17 protein-coding genes and 2 CRISPR repeat arrays are annotated in these 20,921 nt (G+C 44.1%); of the genes, 2 read left to right on the plus strand and 15 right to left on the minus strand.

Annotated elements, in window-relative coordinates; genetic code table 11:
* The first annotated feature begins 84 nt into the window (after positions 1-84).
* Positions 85-1,449: an ammonium transporter gene (locus tag BN2762_RS08855; RefSeq protein ID WP_148499910.1), complete on the plus strand. Its 1,365-nt coding sequence runs from the start codon at positions 85-87 to the stop codon at positions 1,447-1,449.
* 282 nt (positions 1,450-1,731) lie between these two features.
* On the opposite strand, the gene BN2762_RS08860 is transcribed toward BN2762_RS08855, so the two are convergent.
* From BN2762_RS08860 to BN2762_RS08875, 4 genes are all read right to left on the minus strand, one after another.
* Positions 1,732-2,742, minus strand: coding sequence for an IS3 family transposase (locus BN2762_RS08860; protein WP_148499853.1), 1,011 nt, complete (start codon positions 2,740-2,742; stop codon positions 1,732-1,734).
* Positions 2,649-2,993 carry a transposase gene (locus tag BN2762_RS08865; protein ID WP_230202464.1) on the minus strand — a complete coding sequence of 115 codons (345 nt, stop codon included), beginning with the start codon at positions 2,991-2,993 and terminating at the stop codon, positions 2,649-2,651. Before BN2762_RS08865 ends, BN2762_RS08860 begins: the two co-directional genes overlap by 94 nt.
* 176 nt (positions 2,994-3,169) lie before the next feature.
* Positions 3,170-3,592: a hypothetical protein gene (locus BN2762_RS08870; RefSeq protein ID WP_148499911.1), complete on the minus strand. Its 423-nt coding sequence runs from the start codon at positions 3,590-3,592 to the stop codon at positions 3,170-3,172.
* 31 nt (positions 3,593-3,623) lie between these two features.
* Entirely contained in the window at positions 3,624-3,953 is a 330-nt protein-coding gene (locus BN2762_RS08875; protein ID WP_055106666.1) for a stalk domain-containing protein, read from the minus strand.
* 646 nt (positions 3,954-4,599) lie between these two features.
* On the opposite strand from BN2762_RS08875, the gene BN2762_RS08880 reads away from it, so the two are divergent.
* Positions 4,600-4,800: a hypothetical protein gene (locus BN2762_RS08880; RefSeq protein ID WP_055106667.1), complete on the plus strand. Its 201-nt coding sequence runs from the start codon at positions 4,600-4,602 to the stop codon at positions 4,798-4,800.
* Between the two features lie 26 nt (positions 4,801-4,826).
* Here the strand turns inward: BN2762_RS08880 and BN2762_RS28325 are convergent, their stop codons facing one another.
* The 11 genes from BN2762_RS28325 to BN2762_RS08930 form a co-directional block, all read right to left on the minus strand.
* On the minus strand, positions 4,827-4,946 hold the full coding sequence (locus tag BN2762_RS28325; protein WP_083485188.1) for an IS3 family transposase: 120 nt from the start codon (positions 4,944-4,946) through the stop codon (positions 4,827-4,829).
* Positions 4,947-5,397: 451 nt separating this feature from the next.
* Positions 5,398-6,545: direct repeats of the CRISPR family, unit length 29 nt; unit sequence CTTTATATCCCACTACGTTCAGATAAAAC.
* 183 nt (positions 6,546-6,728) lie between these two features.
* Complete coding sequence (gene cas2, locus BN2762_RS08885; protein WP_055106668.1) at positions 6,729-6,989, minus strand: CRISPR-associated endonuclease Cas2; 261 nt, start codon at positions 6,987-6,989, stop codon at positions 6,729-6,731.
* 6 nt (positions 6,990-6,995) lie between these two features.
* The gene (cas1b, locus tag BN2762_RS08890) at positions 6,996-7,979 is read right to left on the minus strand and encodes a type I-B CRISPR-associated endonuclease Cas1b (protein ID WP_055106669.1); all 984 of its coding nucleotides are present in this window, start codon (positions 7,977-7,979) and stop codon (positions 6,996-6,998) included.
* Complete coding sequence (gene cas4 / locus BN2762_RS08895; RefSeq protein WP_055106670.1) at positions 7,976-8,476, minus strand: CRISPR-associated protein Cas4; 501 nt, start codon at positions 8,474-8,476, stop codon at positions 7,976-7,978. The genes cas1b and cas4 overlap by 4 nt, the downstream gene beginning before the upstream one ends.
* Before the next feature lie 20 nt (positions 8,477-8,496).
* Entirely contained in the window at positions 8,497-10,752 is a 2,256-nt protein-coding gene (locus BN2762_RS08900; protein WP_083484827.1) for a CRISPR-associated helicase/endonuclease Cas3, read from the minus strand.
* 91 nt (positions 10,753-10,843) lie between these two features.
* Positions 10,844-11,545 carry a type I-B CRISPR-associated protein Cas5b gene (cas5b, locus tag BN2762_RS08905; RefSeq protein WP_055106672.1) on the minus strand — a complete coding sequence of 234 codons (702 nt, stop codon included), beginning with the start codon at positions 11,543-11,545 and terminating at the stop codon, positions 10,844-10,846.
* Complete coding sequence (cas7i, locus tag BN2762_RS08910) at positions 11,542-12,453, minus strand: type I-B CRISPR-associated protein Cas7/Cst2/DevR (protein WP_055106673.1); 912 nt, start codon at positions 12,451-12,453, stop codon at positions 11,542-11,544. Before cas7i ends, cas5b begins: the two co-directional genes overlap by 4 nt.
* Entirely contained in the window at positions 12,446-14,419 is a 1,974-nt protein-coding gene (locus BN2762_RS08915; RefSeq protein ID WP_055106674.1) for a hypothetical protein, read from the minus strand. The genes cas7i and BN2762_RS08915 overlap by 8 nt, the downstream gene beginning before the upstream one ends.
* A gap of 6 nt (positions 14,420-14,425) precedes the next feature.
* Entirely contained in the window at positions 14,426-15,160 is a 735-nt protein-coding gene (cas6, locus tag BN2762_RS08920; RefSeq protein ID WP_055106675.1) for a CRISPR-associated endoribonuclease Cas6, read from the minus strand.
* A gap of 334 nt (positions 15,161-15,494) precedes the next feature.
* Positions 15,495-16,444: a CRISPR direct-repeat array (repeat unit 29 nt; unit sequence CTTTATATCCCACTACGTTCAGATAAAAC).
* Between the two features lie 336 nt (positions 16,445-16,780).
* Positions 16,781-17,377, minus strand: a complete 597-nt coding sequence (locus BN2762_RS08925; protein WP_055106676.1) for a P-loop nucleotide/nucleoside kinase family protein — start codon at positions 17,375-17,377, stop codon at positions 16,781-16,783.
* 197 nt (positions 17,378-17,574) lie between these two features.
* Positions 17,575-20,919 carry a GAP1-N2 domain-containing protein gene (locus BN2762_RS08930; RefSeq protein ID WP_055106677.1) on the minus strand — a complete coding sequence of 1,115 codons (3,345 nt, stop codon included), beginning with the start codon at positions 20,917-20,919 and terminating at the stop codon, positions 17,575-17,577.
* Between the last annotated feature and the right edge of the window lie 2 nt (positions 20,920-20,921).

The raw sequence follows: 20,921 nt of genomic DNA on the forward strand, positions 1-20,921 counted from the left end.
TGTAAACCCAGGACTCTCTCCATTTATAATTTCATTAACATTTGAAACATGTTAACTAATATGACATTAGAGGAGTGGGGAAACATGATGGAGATTGGATTTAACTCGTTATTCGTATTTCTGGCTGCAATGCTGGTCTTTTTTATGCAAGCCGGGTTTGCTTTGCTGGAAGCCGGTAACGTCAGAATGAAGAATGCCGGTCATGTTGCCGGAAAGACGATGCTTACGCTGGGCGTAGCTATCCTCTCATGGTGGGCTTTGGGGTTTGGCTTCGCCTTTGGCGATGGAAACAGCTTCTTGGGGACAACGGGTTTTCTATTCGGCGGAGAAGGAGATATCGGTTCGTTTAGCGTGCTGGCGGATATCGGCGTCCCGCTCGACCTGATGTTTTTGTTCCAAATGGCTTTTGCGGCGGTTTCGCTGGCTATCGCCTGTGGAGGGATGGCCGAACGGGCGAAGCTCAGCGTATATATCGTGTTCGGGGCGATCTTTACGGTAATTATTTATCCGATCGTCACCCACTGGGTTTGGGGCGGCGGCTGGCTGGGCAGCCTCGGGATGCAGGACTATGCCGGATCTACCGTGGTTCATTTGACGGGGGCAACCGCTGCTCTGGCCGCAACGATCCTGCTCAAGCCTCGCCTGCGCAAATACGACAAAGACGGAAAGCCGAACAGTATTCCAGGACACAACCAAGTCATTACCGTGCTGGGAGTCATCATTTTGTGGATCGGCTGGTTTGGCTTTAATCCGGGCAGTGCTTTAACTCCGCTAAACGGTGGTTTTTTCGGGTACGTGCTTGTGACGACAAACCTGGCTGCTGCCGCTGGCGGGATCGCCGCCCTGCTCATTTCGTGGGTCGTTCGCGGCAAGTCGGATATTCCAAGCATGTTAAACGGTATATTAGGCGCGCTAGTTGCCATTACAGGGGCTTGTGCATTCGTCGATACCTGGGCCTCCATCCTAATTGGTGCGGTAGCGGGGATCATTACCTTTTTTACAGGAAGATGGATTGAACGGGCAGGCATTGACGATCCGATCGCTGCGGCCTCAGTACACGGTATTGCCGGAGTATGGGGAGCTATCTCTACAGGGCTGTTCGCCACTCCGGAGCTAGCAGGAATCACAGGAATAGGTCAGCCCGGTCTGTTCTACGGCGGCGGCTTGGGACAATTGGGCGTACAAATTCTCGGCGTCGTCGGCACATTTGCGTTCGTCTTCATCCTCTCCTTCTCCATTCTGTGGGCCATGAAGAAGCTGATGGGGCTGCGCGTAACCAAAGAAGAAGAGGTGATGGGCCTCGACCTGAGCGAGCATGGAACTTATGGTTATCCGGAGCATATGAAATGGAGAATGAAAACGACAGGCGGCTCGCCTGTTAAGGATAGAGAGAACGATGGGAATGCGGGCCAGGACCTGCTGGTAACGCGATCTGCGGCGACGGAGTGAATAAGAGGGGATTTTGGAGGGCTTTGGCCCTCTTTTTTATAAGCTGTCGGATACTAAATGGAATACCTGTATCTAATTATGCTCTAAACGAAAGCTCCAAGAGATTAGATGGATTTTACGTACCTAAAATTAAGAATCCAGCCTATGATGGGCAGTTCCCATTTTCTAACGACATGAAATACATTTAAATCTACTTCCCCTCCTTGGTCATAAAAACTAACTACTATAACGGTTCAACCCCCTAAGTTTGGACACTTTCCACATCATACTTAGGAAATCACATTATAGCGCAATTTTCTTTGGGTTAATCAAGCCCGCGGTGACTAAACGCAAGTATTCCTTGGGCGGCCAATCGTAGAGACTGCCGTGGATGCGTTCTGTGTTGTAGTATCGAATAAATCGGTCGACCACTGCAAAAGCCTCTTCGTAGGTTTCAAAACAATTCCGCTGGTAGCATTCTTGCTCTACAATGCTGTGGTACGACTCAATAAAAGCATTCTTGTTTGGCGTTTGGTTGGGGATCCTTTCATGCTCTAACCCCGCTTGCTCGCAAAAGGCATGGAACGCTTTGCTAATGAACTGCGGCCCATTATCCGTCCGGATCACCAACTTGTGTTCTTGTTCGTGGATTCTACGTTTAAAAAGCGCCTTCTGGATCGTACGCAAAATGTCTTCTGTGCTGCAGACCTTTCCACGGTAATGGGCGACAATGCTCCGGTCAAACACGTCAATGATGCTGGCCAGGTAGAAATGTCGGCGTTTGCCGGCTACGTAACCATACTTAATATCCATTTGCCATAGCTGGTTTGGTCCGCTCACAATACGGTTATTGGCGAGCTTTTTAGGTACGGGGTTTTTCAACTCTCGCTGTGGATGGAGAATCCCCATTTCTTTGCAGAGACGGTAGGTCTTCTTTTTGTTAATAATTAGCCGGTATTTTCGCCGCAACAACGTCGTCAGCTTCCGATAGCCGAAGGCAGCGTTAAGGCCTTGAATCAAGCGTCTGAGGTATCCTTTAATGCGAGCATCTCCTACCTTTTTTCCATCCTTGTCATAGGAGAAGCCTGGAACAGGCCGACCGCTGCTGACTGGCTGCTGGCGTTCAGGATGCTTTAGGCGATAGTAGTAACTTGAACGTGGGACTCCACATAGAAGGAGCACCTTTTGAACGGGATACCCTTGCTGAATCCAATAGATAGCTACTTCCAATCGGGATACTTTTTTTTTACCAGGTCTCGTAGAATGCTGTTCTCGAGCTCTTTTTCGCCTAGTAGCTTCATGGCATCGTTGTATTTCTTCTCTAGTTCCTTGAAATTGGCTGCATCCTGCTTCATTTTTTCTGCATCGTTTTGCTTCTTTTTCATAAGGTCACCCACCTCATCTTGATACTGGCGAACCCACTGGCTTAACGTTCTAGGAGACATTCCATGCTTCCGGGCTACTATCTCCGTCCGATAACCCGAGAGCACCTCTACCACAAGCTCCTTCTTCGTTTCATTGGGGCACCTAAATCGTCTTTTCATGGATTCTAACTCCTCACTCATTTTAGTGTATCTGAGGTGGATTAGAGTGTCCAATTGGATTAGGGGGCTAAATAGATAAATCCATTTATATCAGTCGAACTATTAATATGAGCGCTAAGGCAAGTGCGTGAGATGTGCCCGATTCAGCTATTGCTCCTTAATTTACTAACCATATTAATAGTTGAATTAGCGGTAGATCACCGATTCCCTGGAATCTCCTGAATGATATCGGAATAAAGAGAAAGGGGGGTTATAAAGCCCGGAGATTCCTCTCCTTCATAATAGCCCGTTATTGATGTTCCATCTCCCAGTGCAACAAAAGATACCGGGTTGCCAAAGGGAGGACCATAATACTGCTGCATTAAGGGCTCTCCATAAAATTCAATGTTACCTGCCTTATATAAAAAATCCGAACGCGCCCCGGATAAAAATTGTGCAATAAGCCTAGCCTCTCCATTTTTAATTTCTACGAATGAAGTAGTATTCCGATCATCGAATTGATACATATCTGCTCTTCCTGATATAAAAACATACCCATGATTAGGCCTTGTTGGAAAGCCCAATACTTTAAAATCAGACCTGATCGGCAGGGCAATAGCTGCTTTACGTGCGGCCTGCAAATTCTCCTACTCGATTAGTGATGGATCAAACTCATACTCTGGCGAATTGATAAAAAACCATCTTGCGAATCGTTTCATACTCCACCTTGTAGTCAAAAGCTTCCGAAATGAAACGAAGGGGAACCAACAAATAATTCTGGTCGAAAACAGGCGAGACATCCGTTAAAATGAATTCCCCATTGACAACCATTTCTACGGGAGTTTGAAACTCTTCAGAATTGTTGGCAGCAAAAGCATGGGACGACCAAATCCATCCACACATGAATACAAGGAGTGACAAGACTACTCTACTTTTTAATCCCCTAACCTTTCCATAACTATTCATGTGCGCCAGTGAGAAATTTTTAATAACATCAGACAAGAAAAAACCTCCCTAAATTTATTTAAAAAGGCGAAAACTTCCTGTGTTTTTATACGTTCTGTGACCATGAGTTGTTTCTAGAGTTAAACAATATTGCCAGGGATATAGGTGACTTTCTCCACAGGCCTATTCGCTACGACACGGCCGGTGGAGACGATCGAGGTCGGCCAGAATTATTCTATAACGACAGTTAAGGCAACTAGCTTACAGGCCTGCGATCATGGTTCCTATGGTTGATCCTAAGCATATGAAATGAAATTGAAAACAACGGCAGTTCGTCCGTAAAATATTTTAGAGAATGATGAACAGCGAGGGAATAAACGCTTTGCGATAATCGGTAAAGCAATAGAGGTTGAAAAGAGCTTCGGTATCCTTTGAGTTTTTTAAGGAGATGCATTAAAATGGGATAAAATAACAGAAGGGCCGCTAGATTTAGGTGACTGTTGCAAGATTATTTGGCTGTTTGTTTTCATTCGAAAAGATTATTATTCGATATTTATCGATAATTTTTACAATTTATAGATGGTGTAAGGAGACTTTAACTTATTTTACAACTCCCCTGCTAGATCAGTTCTTCCTTTTCTATAGTCATTTTCTTCATATAAACCCGTAGAAAAAATTCAAATAACATGAAAGGAGTACATAAATGAATAGAATAATGCTTACATTCTGGGGAATCGTCTTTATTGGTACAGTTATAATTGTTACGATTTTTGTGAATAAAGCACATATTCAGAACCAAGAGTTTGCAGATAAGCTAGCAATGGATTGTAAAGAAGCTGGTGGAGTTCCTGAGATGCAGAACACTTGGACAGGTATTGGAGTCAAAGTAACTTGTAAACTATAAGTAACGTGTGGATTGTTAACAGTAAATCAGACAGCTTTTTTAAGGGCTTCCTTACGATACTGAACGGGCGTCATGTATCCCAGTGTTCCGTAAATCCGATGCTTGTTGAAGTAGTTGACGTATCGTTTGTTCCAATTCCAGATGATGCATGCTTTGAAAGCTCATCTGGTGGACGAACTCCGTTTTCATGATTTTGTACGTGGCTTTTGCAACAGCGTTGTCATAGGGACAGCCCTTCATGCTGAGAGATCGACCAATCCAAAGGTCTCAAGAAGCTGTCCTCTTTTCATTTTTAAACTTACTGCCGCGGTCCGAATGAAACTATTGAATATGACGCAGATCGTCCTCTACTGTAGCAAAGGCAAGCGAAATCAAAGCAGCATTCTTACTTGGACCTGCACTATGTCCCATGATCTCCGATTAAACAAGTCGATAAGCACACAAATGTAGTGCCACCTGCCTTGAATTACGCGGTGGAGTAAATCGGGGGATATGGTAGTACATATTTTTTGGAATGAAGGTAGTTCTTTGGAGACTTTCCACTATGTTCAGATAAAACGATTTTGAGCCAGAGTACTGCTGTCACGGACGTGATTGCTTTATATCCCACAACGTTCAGATAAAACAAAACCAAACCGTGCCGCTTTCATGAAATCTTCAACCTTTATATCCCACTACGTTCAGATAAAACGGGTTCAGACGCTCGCAGGCCAGCAGATGGATTTACAACTTTATATCCCACTACGTTCAGATAAAACGCAAAAATCAAAACAGGCTATCGTTACACTAGCCGACTTTATATCCCACTACGTTCAGATAAAACCCCTCCTCAACTTGCGCAATTAGCGCGGCTTTCGCTTCTTTATATCCCACTACGTTCAGATAAAACACAGCATCTGAGGGCCTGAGGGTAAACACTCTTACAAACTTTATATCCCACTACGTTCAGATATAACCCGAAGCAGCCGGGGAATCGGCAATTAATATGTTGCCTTTATATCCCACTACGTTCAGATAAAACTAAATACTGCTGCATCATCGATGTTGGCCGTGATTGTACTTTATATCCCACTACGTTCAGATAAAACATCGCATTAGGCGCGGTACGCTGCCGCCGTTTGATACTTTATATCCCACTACGTTCAGATAAAACCCGAGGCTGAACGAGATTACCGCCTAGCGCTTGCACCTTTATATCCCACTACGTTCAGATAAAACACGCCGATCCCATCCCACCAACCATAAAGCCGGGAGATACTTTATATCCCACTACGTTCAGATAAAACGCTACCCCGTTGCTCATTTTGCGGGTGGTATAATTCTTTATATCCCACTACGTTCAGATAAAACAAATCCGCCTCTGATATTTTTTGAATCTCGATTTCGGTCTTTATATCCCACTACGTTCAGATAAAACTAAAAACCACTGGTATAAACCATAGCTTATGGTACCACTTTATATCCCACTACGTTCAGATAAAACGCGTTTTACACACCGACACACGTTGCGCGCTTTATCGCTTTATATCCCACTACGTTCAGATAAAACTGTTTCATCGGGTGCGCCTATCGCTACTGTGTAAACGTCTTTATATCCCACTACGTTCAGATAAAACTAAAATCGCCCACATGTAGCACGCCGCCAAAAAATCTTTATATCCCACTACGTTCAGATAAAACACATGGTTTAGCGGAAAACACAGGTTTTCCTACATCCTTTATATCCCACTACGTTCAGATAAAACCCCGACTTCTAGCACGGCAAAAGCCTTATGATATCAAGGTTTTCCAACTACAACATTTTTCAATTTTGCATTGAACCTACAATGAGAAATTCTCATTTCGTATGTGAATCACCCTTAATCCTTATCTGGCAAGGCCTACAGGGATTTCGACAAAATAATCGATCGATGCATTTTCTCATTGTTTTAAAAAAATAACCGGTCGAAGGAGCGATCTTCTCCAATAACCTCTTTTATAATCGCTTTTGGGTTCTCTACTTTATACAAATATATTGAATCCTCTTCATCCATGATCTCACGTAATTCTGCTAAACATTTCGTTAGTTTTCCTTTAGTAATCTCACCTTCAAATACCGAGTTCTGCGTCCAATCCAAATATTCTCGGAGTTTTTTACAGACTTTGCCCACTCTTTTTTCTCCTATATCGTATGTGATAATTACAAACATGTCTATCTACCACCATGCCTTAAAAGGTTTATATTTTTCATCACCAATGACATGCTTAATTAATTTGTAAGCTTCGAGTCGAATTAAATATCTATAAGATACATTTCTCTTTAATTTACGATGCTTAAATGTACTTTTCATCTTCTCATCAAATGCCGCCAAGAAGATTTTTCGTCCATCTTCATTTAAATAAACAAATCCCTCTGCATTTTCAAAATGCTTTTCTTGAATACGCCGATTATTAACCAAATTAAAAATTAAAGGGTCAATTATAAAGGGTTTGAATATTTCTGCTATATCTAGACTAAGAGAGAACCGTTTACTCGAAGGCTCATGTAGATAGCTTATAGATGGATCAAGCATCGTTTTATATATTTCTGATACAACCGTGGTATACATTAAGCCATTTCCAAAAGATATTAACGCATTTAGCGGATCTTGAGGTGGACGCTTTGTTCTGCTTACCCATGTAAAGCTCTTTTTAATTAATAGCGGAAACGCCCCATAGTACACTTGACGACACTGACCTTCTAACCCCATTACGGCAGGGATATTTGAAGCATGATCTAGCAGAGATGCTGTTGCATTAATCGTATCTACGTGTGATTTTGTTTCATCACCAGACTTTCTAAGATTTCTGATCATATGATGTATTCCACCCTGAACAAATGCCTTCGCTAAATATAATCTCTTATTCAAGTCTAAGTAATTCTCACTCTGTCGAACAGTCGTGTATCCTGATATTCGTGAATTCCGAGGATAGTAAGTTCCATCATAGTAGCCATAATAGTTGTATACATGCAACCGCACATCATGTTGAGTTAAAATATGCAGTAATGACGTATTAAAATCAACATTGCCGAACAAGTGTAAATTCTCAGTCTGCTCTACTGGCAGAGGACTCGACTTCCCTTCCTCATCTGTAAAATACAACGTATTATGCTTACGATGCAGTTTTCCTGTCGAGAATATGAATACATCACGGCTCATTCTTCATCCCCCGCCTCTCCAGCTTCGCAAAAATCTTGATAGGCACATTTAGAACAATATTTAAGTTTTTGAAATGGAGGCAGCTCACCATTCAATACTTGATGAACCCCTTCCAAAGCAGCCCGTACTTCGAGTGTTTCCTCAAAATCCAAACATATTTCTGTCGTCTTCTTTTCCTTTGGGTAACTAAGCAATCCTTTTTTCTCTACTCCACGTTCTCTCAGCAGATAGAGATAATACAACATCTGTAACCGATCCGCATTCTCCATCTTACTGCTTATTTTCACTTCCCTTATCCAGTCCCCGTCTAAAGCATCTACCACAGCGATGTCATCTATGCTTAACTCCCTATCCAACCTTTCATAAGCATGTTCATGCAATATTTTTCCTTCGGCCACTCGATCATGCTGCTGCTCAAAACCAATGCCTCTATTAAACAACCACAGTTTACGTTTACATACCGCATAATAATGCATTTCTATTCCACGTATGGACATAACACAGATTCAATCCTCCTCTACAAAAACATTGGAGCAGTAACCGATTGTACAAGAAATCCCGTCTCCTTACTGTAATCTGCATCTACATAATAAAGTCCATGAATTAAAGGAAATGGGGTAAGCAGCCCTTGTTTTTCGGCCAAATATTTATTAACGCCTACGGTATAACTCTCAATAATTCTTCGTTGCTGCCGCTTTATTCTCTTGTCTTTCGTTGTCTTCCAAATTTCCAGTGCATTCTCAATTACCTTATCTCCGCGAAAGCATTCAGGAATAGCCTGTATTTCTTGGATATCTCTAAGTATCTTCTGGGCATCAAGTTTTGACATTCCATACATTGGATAGTTATTCAATTCTTCTAAGGTTGTATCAAACATATCTTTAAATTCAGATTTCTCTAACGCAGCCTCATCATAAAGAGCAGCTATCATTGTTTGTTTTACTGATTCCAACAGCACACCTGTTTTATGTTGTTCGATAAGCTGTAAGCTTCGATTGTAAATATCCTTGTGATATACAGATTTCGAACCTTGATTTACCCCTGAGACATCCTTCGTATAAATCCGTATATTCACTTCAGTGATAGCTTTAATTCCCTTGCGGTTGCACCTGCCATAACGTTGAAATTGACTATCCAGTGTGGACATCTCGGTATATAACCGATCAAAATCAATATCTAGGCTCGCCTCAACTAACTGAGTAGTTACCCAAATGCCATTTCCCTCTCCTGCTGCAAATTCAATAATATCCTGCTCCAACTGGGCACGATCTTTTTTAATGAATCGTGAATGTAGCAACCTTGTATTTTCATCCCTGGATTTGACTTGAAGATAAACCTCCCTGGCACGTTTCACAGTATTACAAATGACTAGAACTTTATAATCCTTACCGTCCAAAATGATTTGTTCAATCACATGAGCATCAAGAATAGATTCTTCCTTAATCTCAACATGATGCCTAGCAATTCGATCATCGATGAATTCCCCATAAGCAATGGGAATACGAGAAGACCTCATCTCTTTCGATAACGCCTTGTAATAAAAATCCGGCAATGTAGCCGTCATAATCATAAAGGATCCGCCTATTCTATCAATGAGCACTAGCGCTCTAATAATCAATGCAGCAATTCTAGGATCGTAGGCTTGCAGTTCATCAATAACTACTTTAGCAGAAGCTACGGTCGCATATTCTTTTTCAAAACCAAGATAAAAGAAAGGAAATTTCAAAATTTGATCAACCGTAGAAATAACTAACTTATTCGCATATTCTCTTGATTGTGAATGTATTTTCTCAAGTGCCTCGTCATCTGCCTCAAGTTTGTCATGCAAATAGTCCAGACTGGTTGAATGTAATAGCCCCGTAGCTTCTTCTCCCGTCCCATCTTCTGACGGACGCGTAAAGCCAATGTTAGACTTGTCCGTAATACGCTGATACATTGCATTGATACTTACTCGCAACGGCAATGTAAAGAACCCCTTAGCCTCTCCTAGCCACAATAAGCCTGCTTCAGTCTTTCCCATTCCAGTCTGAGCAACAACGACAACATGTTTATCCTGATTTTGCTGTGTAAACTGCTGGAGTTCATTTTTCCGTCCACTGAATTTCCGGCTTACAAACTCTTCTACATACTCACCTACGTTCATTTCCGGGGCCAGTTCTACTAATACATGAGCTGAAGCAGCATGATCCAATCGGTGCAGCAAACCTTTGATTAATACGTACCGTCGAAAGATCTCCCCTTCACTTTCTTCAATACGTTTTGTTATCAATTCCAACTTATATGCAATTGCCTTCTCGTCAATATCTATTTCTAGTTCACGTTTAATTTGTTCGCGATAAGGTAAAATATGTTCGACATAAATTTGTTTAACTTGTTTCTTATCAGGAATAATCTCCCGCTCATGATGATAAGCAACGGCTTGTGCAAGAATACGTTTCTCTTCGTCATTGATCCCTAATTCCTTGAATGGAATAGCAAGTACCGATACAAAGTTATGATTTACGTTATAGTTACACGATGTCTTTATACGCTGTTCTACCCGCAGCGCTTTTAGAATCTTGTTCTGAAATACAGCATCATATTTACCAACATCATGGTACTGCACCGCCCAACGGAGCAACTGCCAATCCCGTTCACTCATGAGCGGCAACGCTGCTGCATATCCCTCTTTCAATTCTTCATAGCACTTCAGCAATGCATTCGTGTGCTGCTGCACAGTCTCCGTATGAGGTAAAGGCGGAGATGATTTGGCGAAAAAAATCAAAACAATCACCTATCCCTTTAACATCGATATCGCTACATATTTCATTCAGTTACAAAGAGAGAGAACCCTATTGCCGGCTCTCTCTGCTAATCATTTATGTTTATTTCGGATTTGGAAAGAATACACCATTGCCATCGGGGTCTAACAATAACCCCTCCTCACAATAAACTACGCTTCCTGGTTGTACATATCCTACTTTCAACTTATCCCACACTCTCACTCCGTCTATAATACGATAAGTCCAATTCAGACTGTATGGAAAGTGTTCTGTCTCACCAAGAATTTCGTTTGGGACATAAGCATTCTGTTCCAGAATAATCTCTTCATCCTCTATCGTAATCTCAACTTGTTCGCAAGCATCTATTCGAACCAGGTCCTCCCAACGCCCTAGGCTAAGATGAATATTTCCTTTAAGGATACGTTCCTCCAGCTCACTCAATACATCATCGGAAGCACCGACATGAATTATCAAACTCACATCATAGAGCATATGCGTATAAATAGGCATCGTTGTAATATTCCCAAATTCACGGCTAATTCCAAGTCCATCAGTTGTTAGAGCAAATTCTTCCGTCTTCTCAGTCTTAAAGAAGTAATGAGTCTGATAATCGGTAACTAAGGTGTCGTAGCTACCCTGAATGCTAATTTGCATTGGGATAAGCTCTTTGGCGTTCAGTATTGCGTGGAGCATACCTTTGACTGTAGAGTGCGGAGGTAATGGATATGTCTCCGACACTTTAAAAGCAAAGGGCTTCTTATAACAAGCCGTCTGCTGATATAGTTTAAGTCTAAGAGCTTTCATTGTACGGATACCTCGTAGTACGACTCTACTTTTTCTTTTAGTACAGCAAAAAATTGTTCCACCGTTCCAACTCGACCAGTCGCTACTTGTTCAAATTGAGCTTCATTATCGAACACTCCAGATACATAACCAAGGTGTGTATTTTCTCCTATTGCTATACCACCGAAGGTTGTCTGACCAACCTCTTTCAGGGCATTAGTATTAATATTCCAAGATTTTGATTTTGGCTCTAGCATAACACGCCCTAGAAAAAACGGATTAGCTACAGAATACACTCCTCCAACAACAAACAATGGAGCCAAAGATTCCTGACGACCACGAATATTTCGATTTAGCAGTTTAAGAATATCCAGCAGTTGAGTCACTCTAGTAACTTTTTCACTTTCAGATAATTCGACCACTTTTCCTTTAATGCCCTGATCTACACCTACTTTATCCAGGTCAATTGTTATTGTGTATGAATAAAAACTCTCATGCTGCTCAATATTTGCGAGGTTAGGAGTTTCATCGATTCTTTCTGCAAGTCCCATATTATTTAAGAATTCCATATCATTGCGATATGGCTCTAATGATACAGCATGTGATAAACGGGCTACCGCTGCTCGCTTTTGCGATCTTTGGCCCGTTTTTAGATAACCGAACAGATCCATCTCTACGGATTCAGCAATGCTTATATCCTCTCTAAATTGTAGGGTCCCCTTAGTTTTATCCACAGTCTGTAAGTTCCACCCAAACCACTCATTCCCTAATCGAACAATATCGTAACGGAGGCTTTGACGCGAAGCGAAAGTTAGAACATCTCCATTACCTCGGTGTATCTTTTTTAATTCAGATATATTCGCAATTCCCTCACCATAATTTAGAGAATTCGCACGAAAAACTACAGTTAAGGTCAAAGCTTTACTCATTTATAGCTACCTCCCCCATGGATTCAGACAGACCGGCTTCTCCACTTTCAGCTTTTTGAGCATTGGAATTTTGTTGTCCTAATAATCCTGCAATAAATGCAGTGGCAATCGTGTCAAAATCAAGCCCTTCTTCTTTAAAACTATCCACAAAAAACTGCGGCACACCAATATAACTTTTTGCTGTGCTTTGGCGAGCACTCGAAGTGTTGGCTGATAAATAAATTCGGAAGAGCGTATCCATAAATTCTGATTTATTACCTGTTTTGGCCGAGTTGAGTAAACGATAAATGATTCCATCTAATTTCTTACGTCCGCTTGCTTGATATACCCTTCCCTCGCCCTCTTCACCAGGACGACTAGAGATCAGCCGATTTCGCAAGTAAACGCCCTGCTCATAGACCTGTTGGATTTTCCAATCAAATTTGGACACTTTCTCCGCTCCCTTCTTAGCCTGTAAGACTCTGAATCTTGCCTTTACAGCATAATAAGCACTACTAGCAAATCGAGTACTTTCCATTAATCGAGCCTGTTCATTCGTATTACTAGGTTTAACAGCTAGTCTAAGTAATTCATAAATCGTTGCCTTAGGATCAAGACCTCTCAAAATAGCCCTTAAAAAGGCTTCTCTCTGGTAACTATGGTGGATTAGCTTTAACCCATTACCATAATGATCCAAATAAGTCGCGAGATAACCAGGCATGTGATAGTAATCTAATAATGTCTTCTTCATTTGATATTCTGAGTGCAGTTCGATAAATAAATACGATGGCTGTTTTCTTTCCGCCTTACTTTTAGCTTCATCCAAAACACCTACAATAGCTTCACCTAATGAAGTCCCACCACTTCGTAAAGTTCGGTAGTGATTATTATCTTTTACGATGTCAACGAAGGATTTCTGGGATAATATCATGCCAAAAAAACGCTTATTCTCATTAAATTCCTCTGTCCCTAACCGACGGTTATATGCCGCTAATCCAAGAGGTACAGCAAATAAAATAAGACGCGCCACTGCACTGATTGGTACGGGAGTTCCTTTATTGAAATTCCAGTTAAAATTCACAGCATTCTTTTTGGATAAAGCTAGCGGAGAGAATGTCATTTCTTCATACGATTGTGTAGCATACAGCCCTTCTACTAAAGAACAAGGCAATATCTGTGACTGGAAATAATCTTGGACCTCCTCAACATGCTTTATCTTTTTAATTGATCTATGCCAGTCTTTGAATGGTTTATATTCATCCGCATAATCTTGAAGAAGATCTATAATTGTTGATAATTCCATGTGAGGACGATTTAGTTCTTTATGTAACTGGAGCTCACAAATAGCTGGAAGAACGAAATCCTTGTTCAATTGTTCGATATGCTGTTCTGTTGTTTTAGAATTAAAAATAGGCTGTAATATTGACGTCTGACCAAAAAAAGGACCCATAATAACAGCCTTAACATAATTTAAAGTCAGCTTTTCATTAATAAAAGGTTCTGACATCAATGATTTATATTCATCTATTAGATCATAAATAGTATTGAGTTCATTATAATTACTGATTAATTTAAGAGAATCCAGCAATCCCAACAGTTTGTGACATTCTTTAGAGTCGGGAAAGTACTTTTGTACCTTGCTAATCTGCTCATTCATAATTTTGCGAATGTCTTTAACTGACTCTTTGACCTTAGCATTCACTTCATTAATTAATGATGGATTCTCTAAGGCTCGATTCGCGGCACGAACGGCTTGTTGAATTGGCCATTCCATACGTTTAAGATCCCGCTCAACAATACTAAATTCCCTAATCATCCAGCGAATATAACGTTCAGGAAATAGCTTTAAATGATTCTCATTCAACTCGATACCCTTATTAGTTTGGACTATGGGGTACTCTTCTTTGCTACTAAACATTCTAGTTAGTCCAATTAATCCCGCTGTCATCATCCACTCCTCAGCTACAATAGCAATGGACGCAGTCATATCGTTTTAAGCCTCCTCTCGGATATATTCTAATAGCCCAAACGATTGGGATGCACGAAGACCTACACCAGATTGATAAAGGAACTGTAAATCAGCTGGATGACCTGTCAATCGAAGCGTTCCACGATATGCTGTAAAATAGAGATACTGCTGATAAGATTTTACTAGCTCACGAAACTCTGAGTTTGTTTCCTTAATAACGGTCTTCTTCATGTTAATTGGCTCTATTTTAATTGGATAATAGGGTTCACGTCCAACTAGTTCACGAATCCGAAGAGCTGCATAATACGAAAATTCCTCTCCATACTCCGCCTCATCAGGATGAAGCGGTTTTCTCTGTTTATTTTCGATCAGAATGGGAGATAGTGTCTTAAAATATACTCTCTCTCCTGTAACTTGAGCTTCTTTAAGCATTTGAATCCGTAATTGCTTCCACTCCTGACCGTCAGTCTTATAGCTTCTAAGTTGGTGTAGTCCATTAAATAGATGTAACATAAATTCCATATCTGCTGAACTTATCGTAATTGACAGTTCTTTAAGTAAGATTTCATCTTCATGATACGTAAATTCCTTGAGAAATACCGCAGTAGAAAACGGTTTCATTTCTTTCGATCGTTGCTCATAAAGCTCTTTATAATACGCTTCATTAGCTAGTCTCAGCGCTTCTTTTAGCAAGGATAATACTGTCATTCGATAACCTAGAGGCACTCGCTCTACCTGATAAGTCACTGATAGTCTCATGTTCCACCTCCATATTCACCAATTTACAACAAATACATATAGTTCCAATCTACTACTTTAATCGACATAGGGCAAGACCTAAAAACTACAATTTACAACAATTCTGGGGATTTTAAGGGAGAGAATGTTTCATACATGATAATTGAGTGTAATTTCCCGCTGCGTTCAGATAAAACACGGACTTCCTTGTTATTTACCATCAGGTACCGGCTTTATATCCCACTACGTTCAGATAAAACTATACGGGCGGGAGCTAGGCTGACAGATTACACACCTTTATATCCCACTCAGATAAAACTCGTTGCCAGATCGAACACAATAAATACATGAAAGACTTTATATCCCACTACGTTCAGATAAAACAAAAATGCTCCTGGTTGCCGTAGGCGGTGTATTCTTCTTTATATCCCACTACGTTCAGATAAAACCTACCGAGTACCCTTTAATCCCCGAAGTTACGGTTATCTTTATATCCCACTACGTTCAGATAAAACTCTCTAACCTCACCCTTAATCTCACCCTGTTTAGTCACTTTATATCCCACTACGTTCAGATAAAACGAAACTACGTGAAGCGATAGAAGGACTAATTAACGACTTTATATCCCACTACGTTCAGATAAAACGTTGAAATTGAGAAGTAGACGGCACGATAAAAATTACTTTATATCCCACTACGTTCAGATAAAACATAAGTGCAGATATTTTCCGCAGCTCGGACTGTTTGAGCTTTATATCCCACTACGTTCAGATAAAACCGCGATACGTTGGACGGAAGGGAACGCACTCATATACCTTTATATCCCACTACGTTCAGATAAAACTTATACGACAATATTCGTCATGCTGTCATCAATAAATTCTTTATATCCCACTACGTTCAGATAAAACATCTGCGCAAACAGCGCCTCGCCCGCGCCCTCGACGTACTTTATATCCCACTACGTTCAGATAAAACGTCAGTTACATAAACCTGGCCTTTAACCGTTACGTACTTTATATCCCACTACGTTCAGATAAAACGGGATTCTCGTTCCTCCCAGCCATTCACCTTCTTGCTTTATATCCCACTACGTTCAGATAAAACATTCAGCGCTACTGGTCTTGTCGGGGTCTTCTCCTGTCTTTATATCCCACTACGTTCAGATAAAACCCAAGAGATCCGCGGCTTGCTCGTAGTACTTGATTAACTTTATATCCCACTACGTTCAGATAAAACTTTTCACCGCATTTATCACAATGTTTGCGCGTATCGTCTTTATATCCCACTACGTTCAGATAAAACCCCGGATCTTTATTAGATAGAACCCTTGATATATCTAGCCTTTTTGCCGGTAGCAATTCTTCACTTTGCATCGAACCTCTAGTCTGGAAATTTGCCACTAGCGTATAAGCAGCTTAGAGCCTTACTAGACAAAGGCTGCTGCCGATTCGACAAAAAAATCGGTCACTGCATTATTTTGTTTTGCTCACATTTACAAATCATTTTTAACTACACTTTCTAACTGAGTAAGTTACCATCGTCTTGGTATTATCGTACGTAATAAATACATATCTGTCCAGTTATAGCTTCCTTTGCTCCAACAAAAAAACGCCACCCCAAAGGGCAGCGTTATCCTGCTTAACGGCTAGTAGCCTTTACAAACTCATACACGGAATCAACCTTCTCCGAGGTCAGATCGCCGCTGTTATCGAACACGAGGATCGACGATTTCGGAATGTCCCAATTGATCTCCGGGACGAATTGAACACGGTGCTTGAAGTCGTCCCAATGCTCCAGCTTCCAGGTGTCCCGCTCGGTTTGACGATCGATGATGCGTTGCTTCTGGGTTTCCATATCACTTAATGTGACGACGATAACCTTTACGTCAACTTCATTTTTCGTAAGACCTGCTGCGGAGATGACGTCCTCGATCCACTGCTTGTTCTTCAGTTCGGCCGTAAAGGGAGAAATCATGAACACGTTCTGTCCTGCGGCCAGGTTCTCAATGCAAATATCCTTGGTGGTGTCGTACTCCAGATCGCGGAGATGCTTCTTATAAAAATCAGAGTCCCGGTCGTTCACGTCCAGACCGTTCATCTCCAAAATTTTCTCAACGAATCTTCCGCCCACGGTATCCCGGTCCAGGAAAGCCGCCGGAATCCGGTCAGCGATCTTGCGGGCCACTGTAGTTTTGCCCGTGCCGGCTACTCCTACAAAAAAAACAAGCTTCTGCACTCCAAATCCCCCTAACTTTTAGATAAAAACAGTGTACCATTGCTTAGTTATGGAGACAACGGTTTCAAGCACTGTATTTGTCCTTTTGACATTATTCCTAAGTCGCTGTTCGCGAATTCTTCACTCGTATTACGTTAGGCTGATTTGTTCCATCTATAAGACTGATTTGCATCAGACTAAGGCTGAGCCGCATCAGACTAAGGCTGAACTGTTTCAGACTGCGTCTGTGCGGGTTCCATCTGGCTGTTCTGTCCCGCCTTGGCCTCCGCTTCCTCGCGGGCAATAACCGTATATTGCTGGTCGCCGATCTTTACAACGTTGCCTGCAGGAATAGCCACCTTCTGACCTAGAGAGACCGTAACGCGGGAAGAGTACACAGGCTTTGTTTCGCCGTTAGGCTTGCCGTTGGAAACATCGTTTGAAGTCCCTTCCGGTTGGGTTGCATTTGAATCACCAGCCTGGCCGTTCCCCGATGCATCCGTTCCTGATGTACCTGCTTGGCCGCTTGTTCCAGCTCCTTGATCAGCTTGACCATTTGAGCTGCCTGGCCCATGATGCGAAGCCTCGGCTCCTTGTCCCTCAACATTCCCAGCAGGACCATCCAATGTTTCCGTCGAATCTCCAGTGCCTGCTGTACCATGGCTTGCCACAGCATTGTCTGCGGAGTCATTGCCAGCCGCACCGTTGCCGCCCCCGGCACCAGCACCGCCTGCTGCACTATTGTCAGCACCGCTGCCCGTTCCTCCGTTCGCCGCCGAGCCAGTACCGCCTGCTGCCGAGCCGTTTTGGACGTTGCCGCCGTCCGTGCCGTTCTTTCCGGCTCCGTCCGTGCCGCTTCCATCGCCAGTGCTGCTGTTCGAATTCGTACCATCAGCCCCGCTGTTCGATCCATTCCCGGCCGAAGCCCCGTCTGCCCCGGAGCCTTCCACACAATAAGCATCAAATTTCAAATTCGCAAACTGCTGAACGGTCAGATCCGGCGCTTCAATCGACAATGCCGCAGGATCGAACGCCTTGCATTTCTCTGCCCCGGCAAAAAGAAACACCAGCGAGGTTGTTTCTGCGCCGTCGGTGCCTGTCACCTGATCGGCATACACAAGCACTTCAGGCTCCGTAACCGAAGCTGGCGGAGGAGTGGCCTCCACCGGCGGCTTGGCGCCGCCAAGCAATCCCTGCTGCTGCATGACGATTAGAATCCCAGCAATCACTACAAGGCCAGCCATCAGAATCAGAGCGGTCCAGCTTAGCTTCTTCCCGTTTTGCGCCAGAAATCGCTTGAACGGCGAGGACAGCTCCAGGCGGATTTTTGCAAATACGGCGGCCAGCGGTGCTCCGGCTTTCTCAAAGTATCGGGTCCGGTAGTCCCTGTTCTTGAAGGCGTTCCGGTCATGCGTTTTGAAATAATTCAGCAGCGCCGCCGTGTAACCAGCAGCGATGCCGCGGCTATGGGCAAACAAGGGCTGCCCCTGCGACCAAAGCATGAACTCATAGATCGTCTCCGGATCCTTCGCATTCCGCTGCAGGTAATCCAGCAGCGCCTTGTAATCGACCTGCCCGGTCTTGGTGTCATAGAAGGCCAGCACGATTTTGCCGAACTGGGGCAGCTCGATCGTCGATTGCAGCCATCTTCTGCCCAGCTGCTGCAGCCGCTCCACATCCGCCGAAGGCAGGCCGTTCAGGATGTCCTCCGAGGTATCGCGCTGGGCGAACCATTCGTACAGCGCCTGCAGCATATCGACATGATTGCGCTGCTTGCCCTCGAACAGCAGCCCGGCGAAGGCATCCGGTCTCGCCAGAAATTCAGCCCCGACAACCTGCTCCCGGGTCAGCTTATCCAGCTCCAGCTCATCCAGCAGCACCTGCTTGACCGCAAGCGCCAAATTCTCCGCCAGCTCAGAATCCGCCAAGCTCATGCCGCGATCCGTCACCGGGGTTCTTCCCCACTTGCGGATATGCTCTAGCGCCATATGCACCGCTGTCAGCAGCGGCTGCTCCTTTCGCAGCTTGTCCGTCAGGGACGCTACCGCGTACTCCTTGAAGGCGGCGTTCCGCAGCACGCCCGGATGAGCAACGGCCCAGCCCTGCACCACATTCAGCACTTCCCGCGAACCGCTCGCTTCTTCAAATTTAGCATGAATATACGGCTCGAATAACGCGCCTTCCAGATCGCTGTGCTTTAATACGAGGTCAAAGAAGGTCTTGCTCAGCTCCGGCTGGCTTTCTACCAGGCCGTATAGCGAACGGGCCAGCTCCGTCTTGCCCCCTAGAAGCGAATTGCCAATCGCATGGATCAAATAATTAATCAGCTTGATGCCGTAGCTTCTGCTCTCCAGGCGATAATAATCCCGGAAGCACTCTACGATAGCCAGCTCAGCCAGCTTACGCTGCTTCACCGCATCGAACTCCCGGTCAAAAGCAGCGAGAAATATGTCATTCAGCCGGATTCTCGCTTCCAAAGCGCCCGCTGGCTCCAAATAGCTCAGCAAGCCTCGCAGCACAGTGATTTTATGCGCCTCGTATAAATCCCAGTTTCCAGCCTCGATCTGGTAGAACACGGACAGCTCATGGTAGCTGGACAGCAGCAGACGCCGCTGTACCTCCATGCCCGCCAGCATCTCATCGGCGAAGCGATAGAATGCCTCAAGCCGTTCCAGATCTCCGATCGATCTCCAGACCATATCGAGATACGGCTGTTTTCCTTCCTCCAGCTCATCCTGCGGCATGCGGCCGGCAGCGAGATCAAACACATAGTCCTTCTCGATCTCCCGGTCATTCGGGCGAATACTGCCGCGTTCCACGAACTGCAGGTGGATAAATTTACGGCTCTGCGGCTCCTTCGCATACGTAATGAAGCCGAGGCGGCGGCGCTGCTCGAACGGCAGACAGGCATACAGCACCTGAACCAGCGCGGAGGCCGATGCCGAAATTTGCTCCGCCGGCACGTCCAGCGCGACATATACCTTCTTCCGGCCCTCGCCTACCGCGGTCATCACCGCGAACAGCAGCCGCTTGAAGGTCTTCTCGTCCAGCTTCAGCTCATGCAGCAGCTTCTCAGCCATCAGACGCGGAAGAGGCTCCTGCGTATAACGCGGGTTCTGCGGAATGTGCTCAAGCTCCGGCAGCTGCCGGCCGATTTCCGGGACGTATTTCTCCGCGAAAGCCGCTTCAATATAGTCGCGGTAGCGGGTGACGATCTCATCCTGCCGCGCGGCCGGAATGACGTAATTATGCGTCAGAAAGGCGCTGCGCAGGCCGGTAAAATCCGCCGACTGATAAACGCTGCGCCCCAGCACCGTATCGCCGCCCTCGGTATGGAACAGATGGATCGCCGGCGGATAGCTGGCCTCGTCCTTCTCTCCCCGGGAGACGAGCTCCGCAGGCGCATCATAGCCGCAGAACGGATGCAGCTGTTTTTTGATAAACACCGCATCCAGCCCGTCCGAGGCCGCCACGGTGTCAAAGCCCTCCGTCCCCCGAAAAATACCGCTGCGCTCCCGGGTATAAATCTGCTGCTGAATCAAGCCGGGAGATGATCGCTTCATAC

Origin of the sequence: Paenibacillus ihumii (assembly GCF_001403875.1) — a bacterium.
Classification (GTDB): domain Bacteria; phylum Bacillota; class Bacilli; order Paenibacillales; family Paenibacillaceae; genus Fontibacillus; species Fontibacillus ihumii.

Bases quoted from the DNA above. Each gene is read 5' to 3' on its own strand.
- BN2762_RS08855 (WP_148499910.1), top strand. From the start codon at position 85: ATGATGGAGATTGGATTTAACTCGTTATTCGTATTTCTGGCTGCAATG.
- BN2762_RS08865 (WP_230202464.1), bottom strand. From the start codon at position 2,993: ATGAGTGAGGAGTTAGAATCCATGAAAAGACGATTTAGGTGCCCCAAT.
- BN2762_RS08880 (WP_055106667.1), top strand. From the start codon at position 4,600: ATGAATAGAATAATGCTTACATTCTGGGGAATCGTCTTTATTGGTACA.
- cas2 (WP_055106668.1), bottom strand. From the start codon at position 6,989: ATGTTTGTAATTATCACATACGATATAGGAGAAAAAAGAGTGGGCAAA.
- cas1b (WP_055106669.1), bottom strand. From the start codon at position 7,979: ATGAGCCGTGATGTATTCATATTCTCGACAGGAAAACTGCATCGTAAG.
- cas4 (WP_055106670.1), bottom strand. From the start codon at position 8,476: ATGTCCATACGTGGAATAGAAATGCATTATTATGCGGTATGTAAACGT.
- cas5b (WP_055106672.1), bottom strand. From the start codon at position 11,545: ATGAAAGCTCTTAGACTTAAACTATATCAGCAGACGGCTTGTTATAAG.
- cas7i (WP_055106673.1), bottom strand. From the start codon at position 12,453: ATGAGTAAAGCTTTGACCTTAACTGTAGTTTTTCGTGCGAATTCTCTA.
- BN2762_RS08915 (WP_055106674.1), bottom strand. From the start codon at position 14,419: ATGACTGCGTCCATTGCTATTGTAGCTGAGGAGTGGATGATGACAGCG.
- cas6 (WP_055106675.1), bottom strand. From the start codon at position 15,160: ATGAGACTATCAGTGACTTATCAGGTAGAGCGAGTGCCTCTAGGTTAT.
- BN2762_RS08930 (WP_055106677.1), bottom strand. From the start codon at position 20,919: ATGAAGCGATCATCTCCCGGCTTGATTCAGCAGCAGATTTATACCCGG.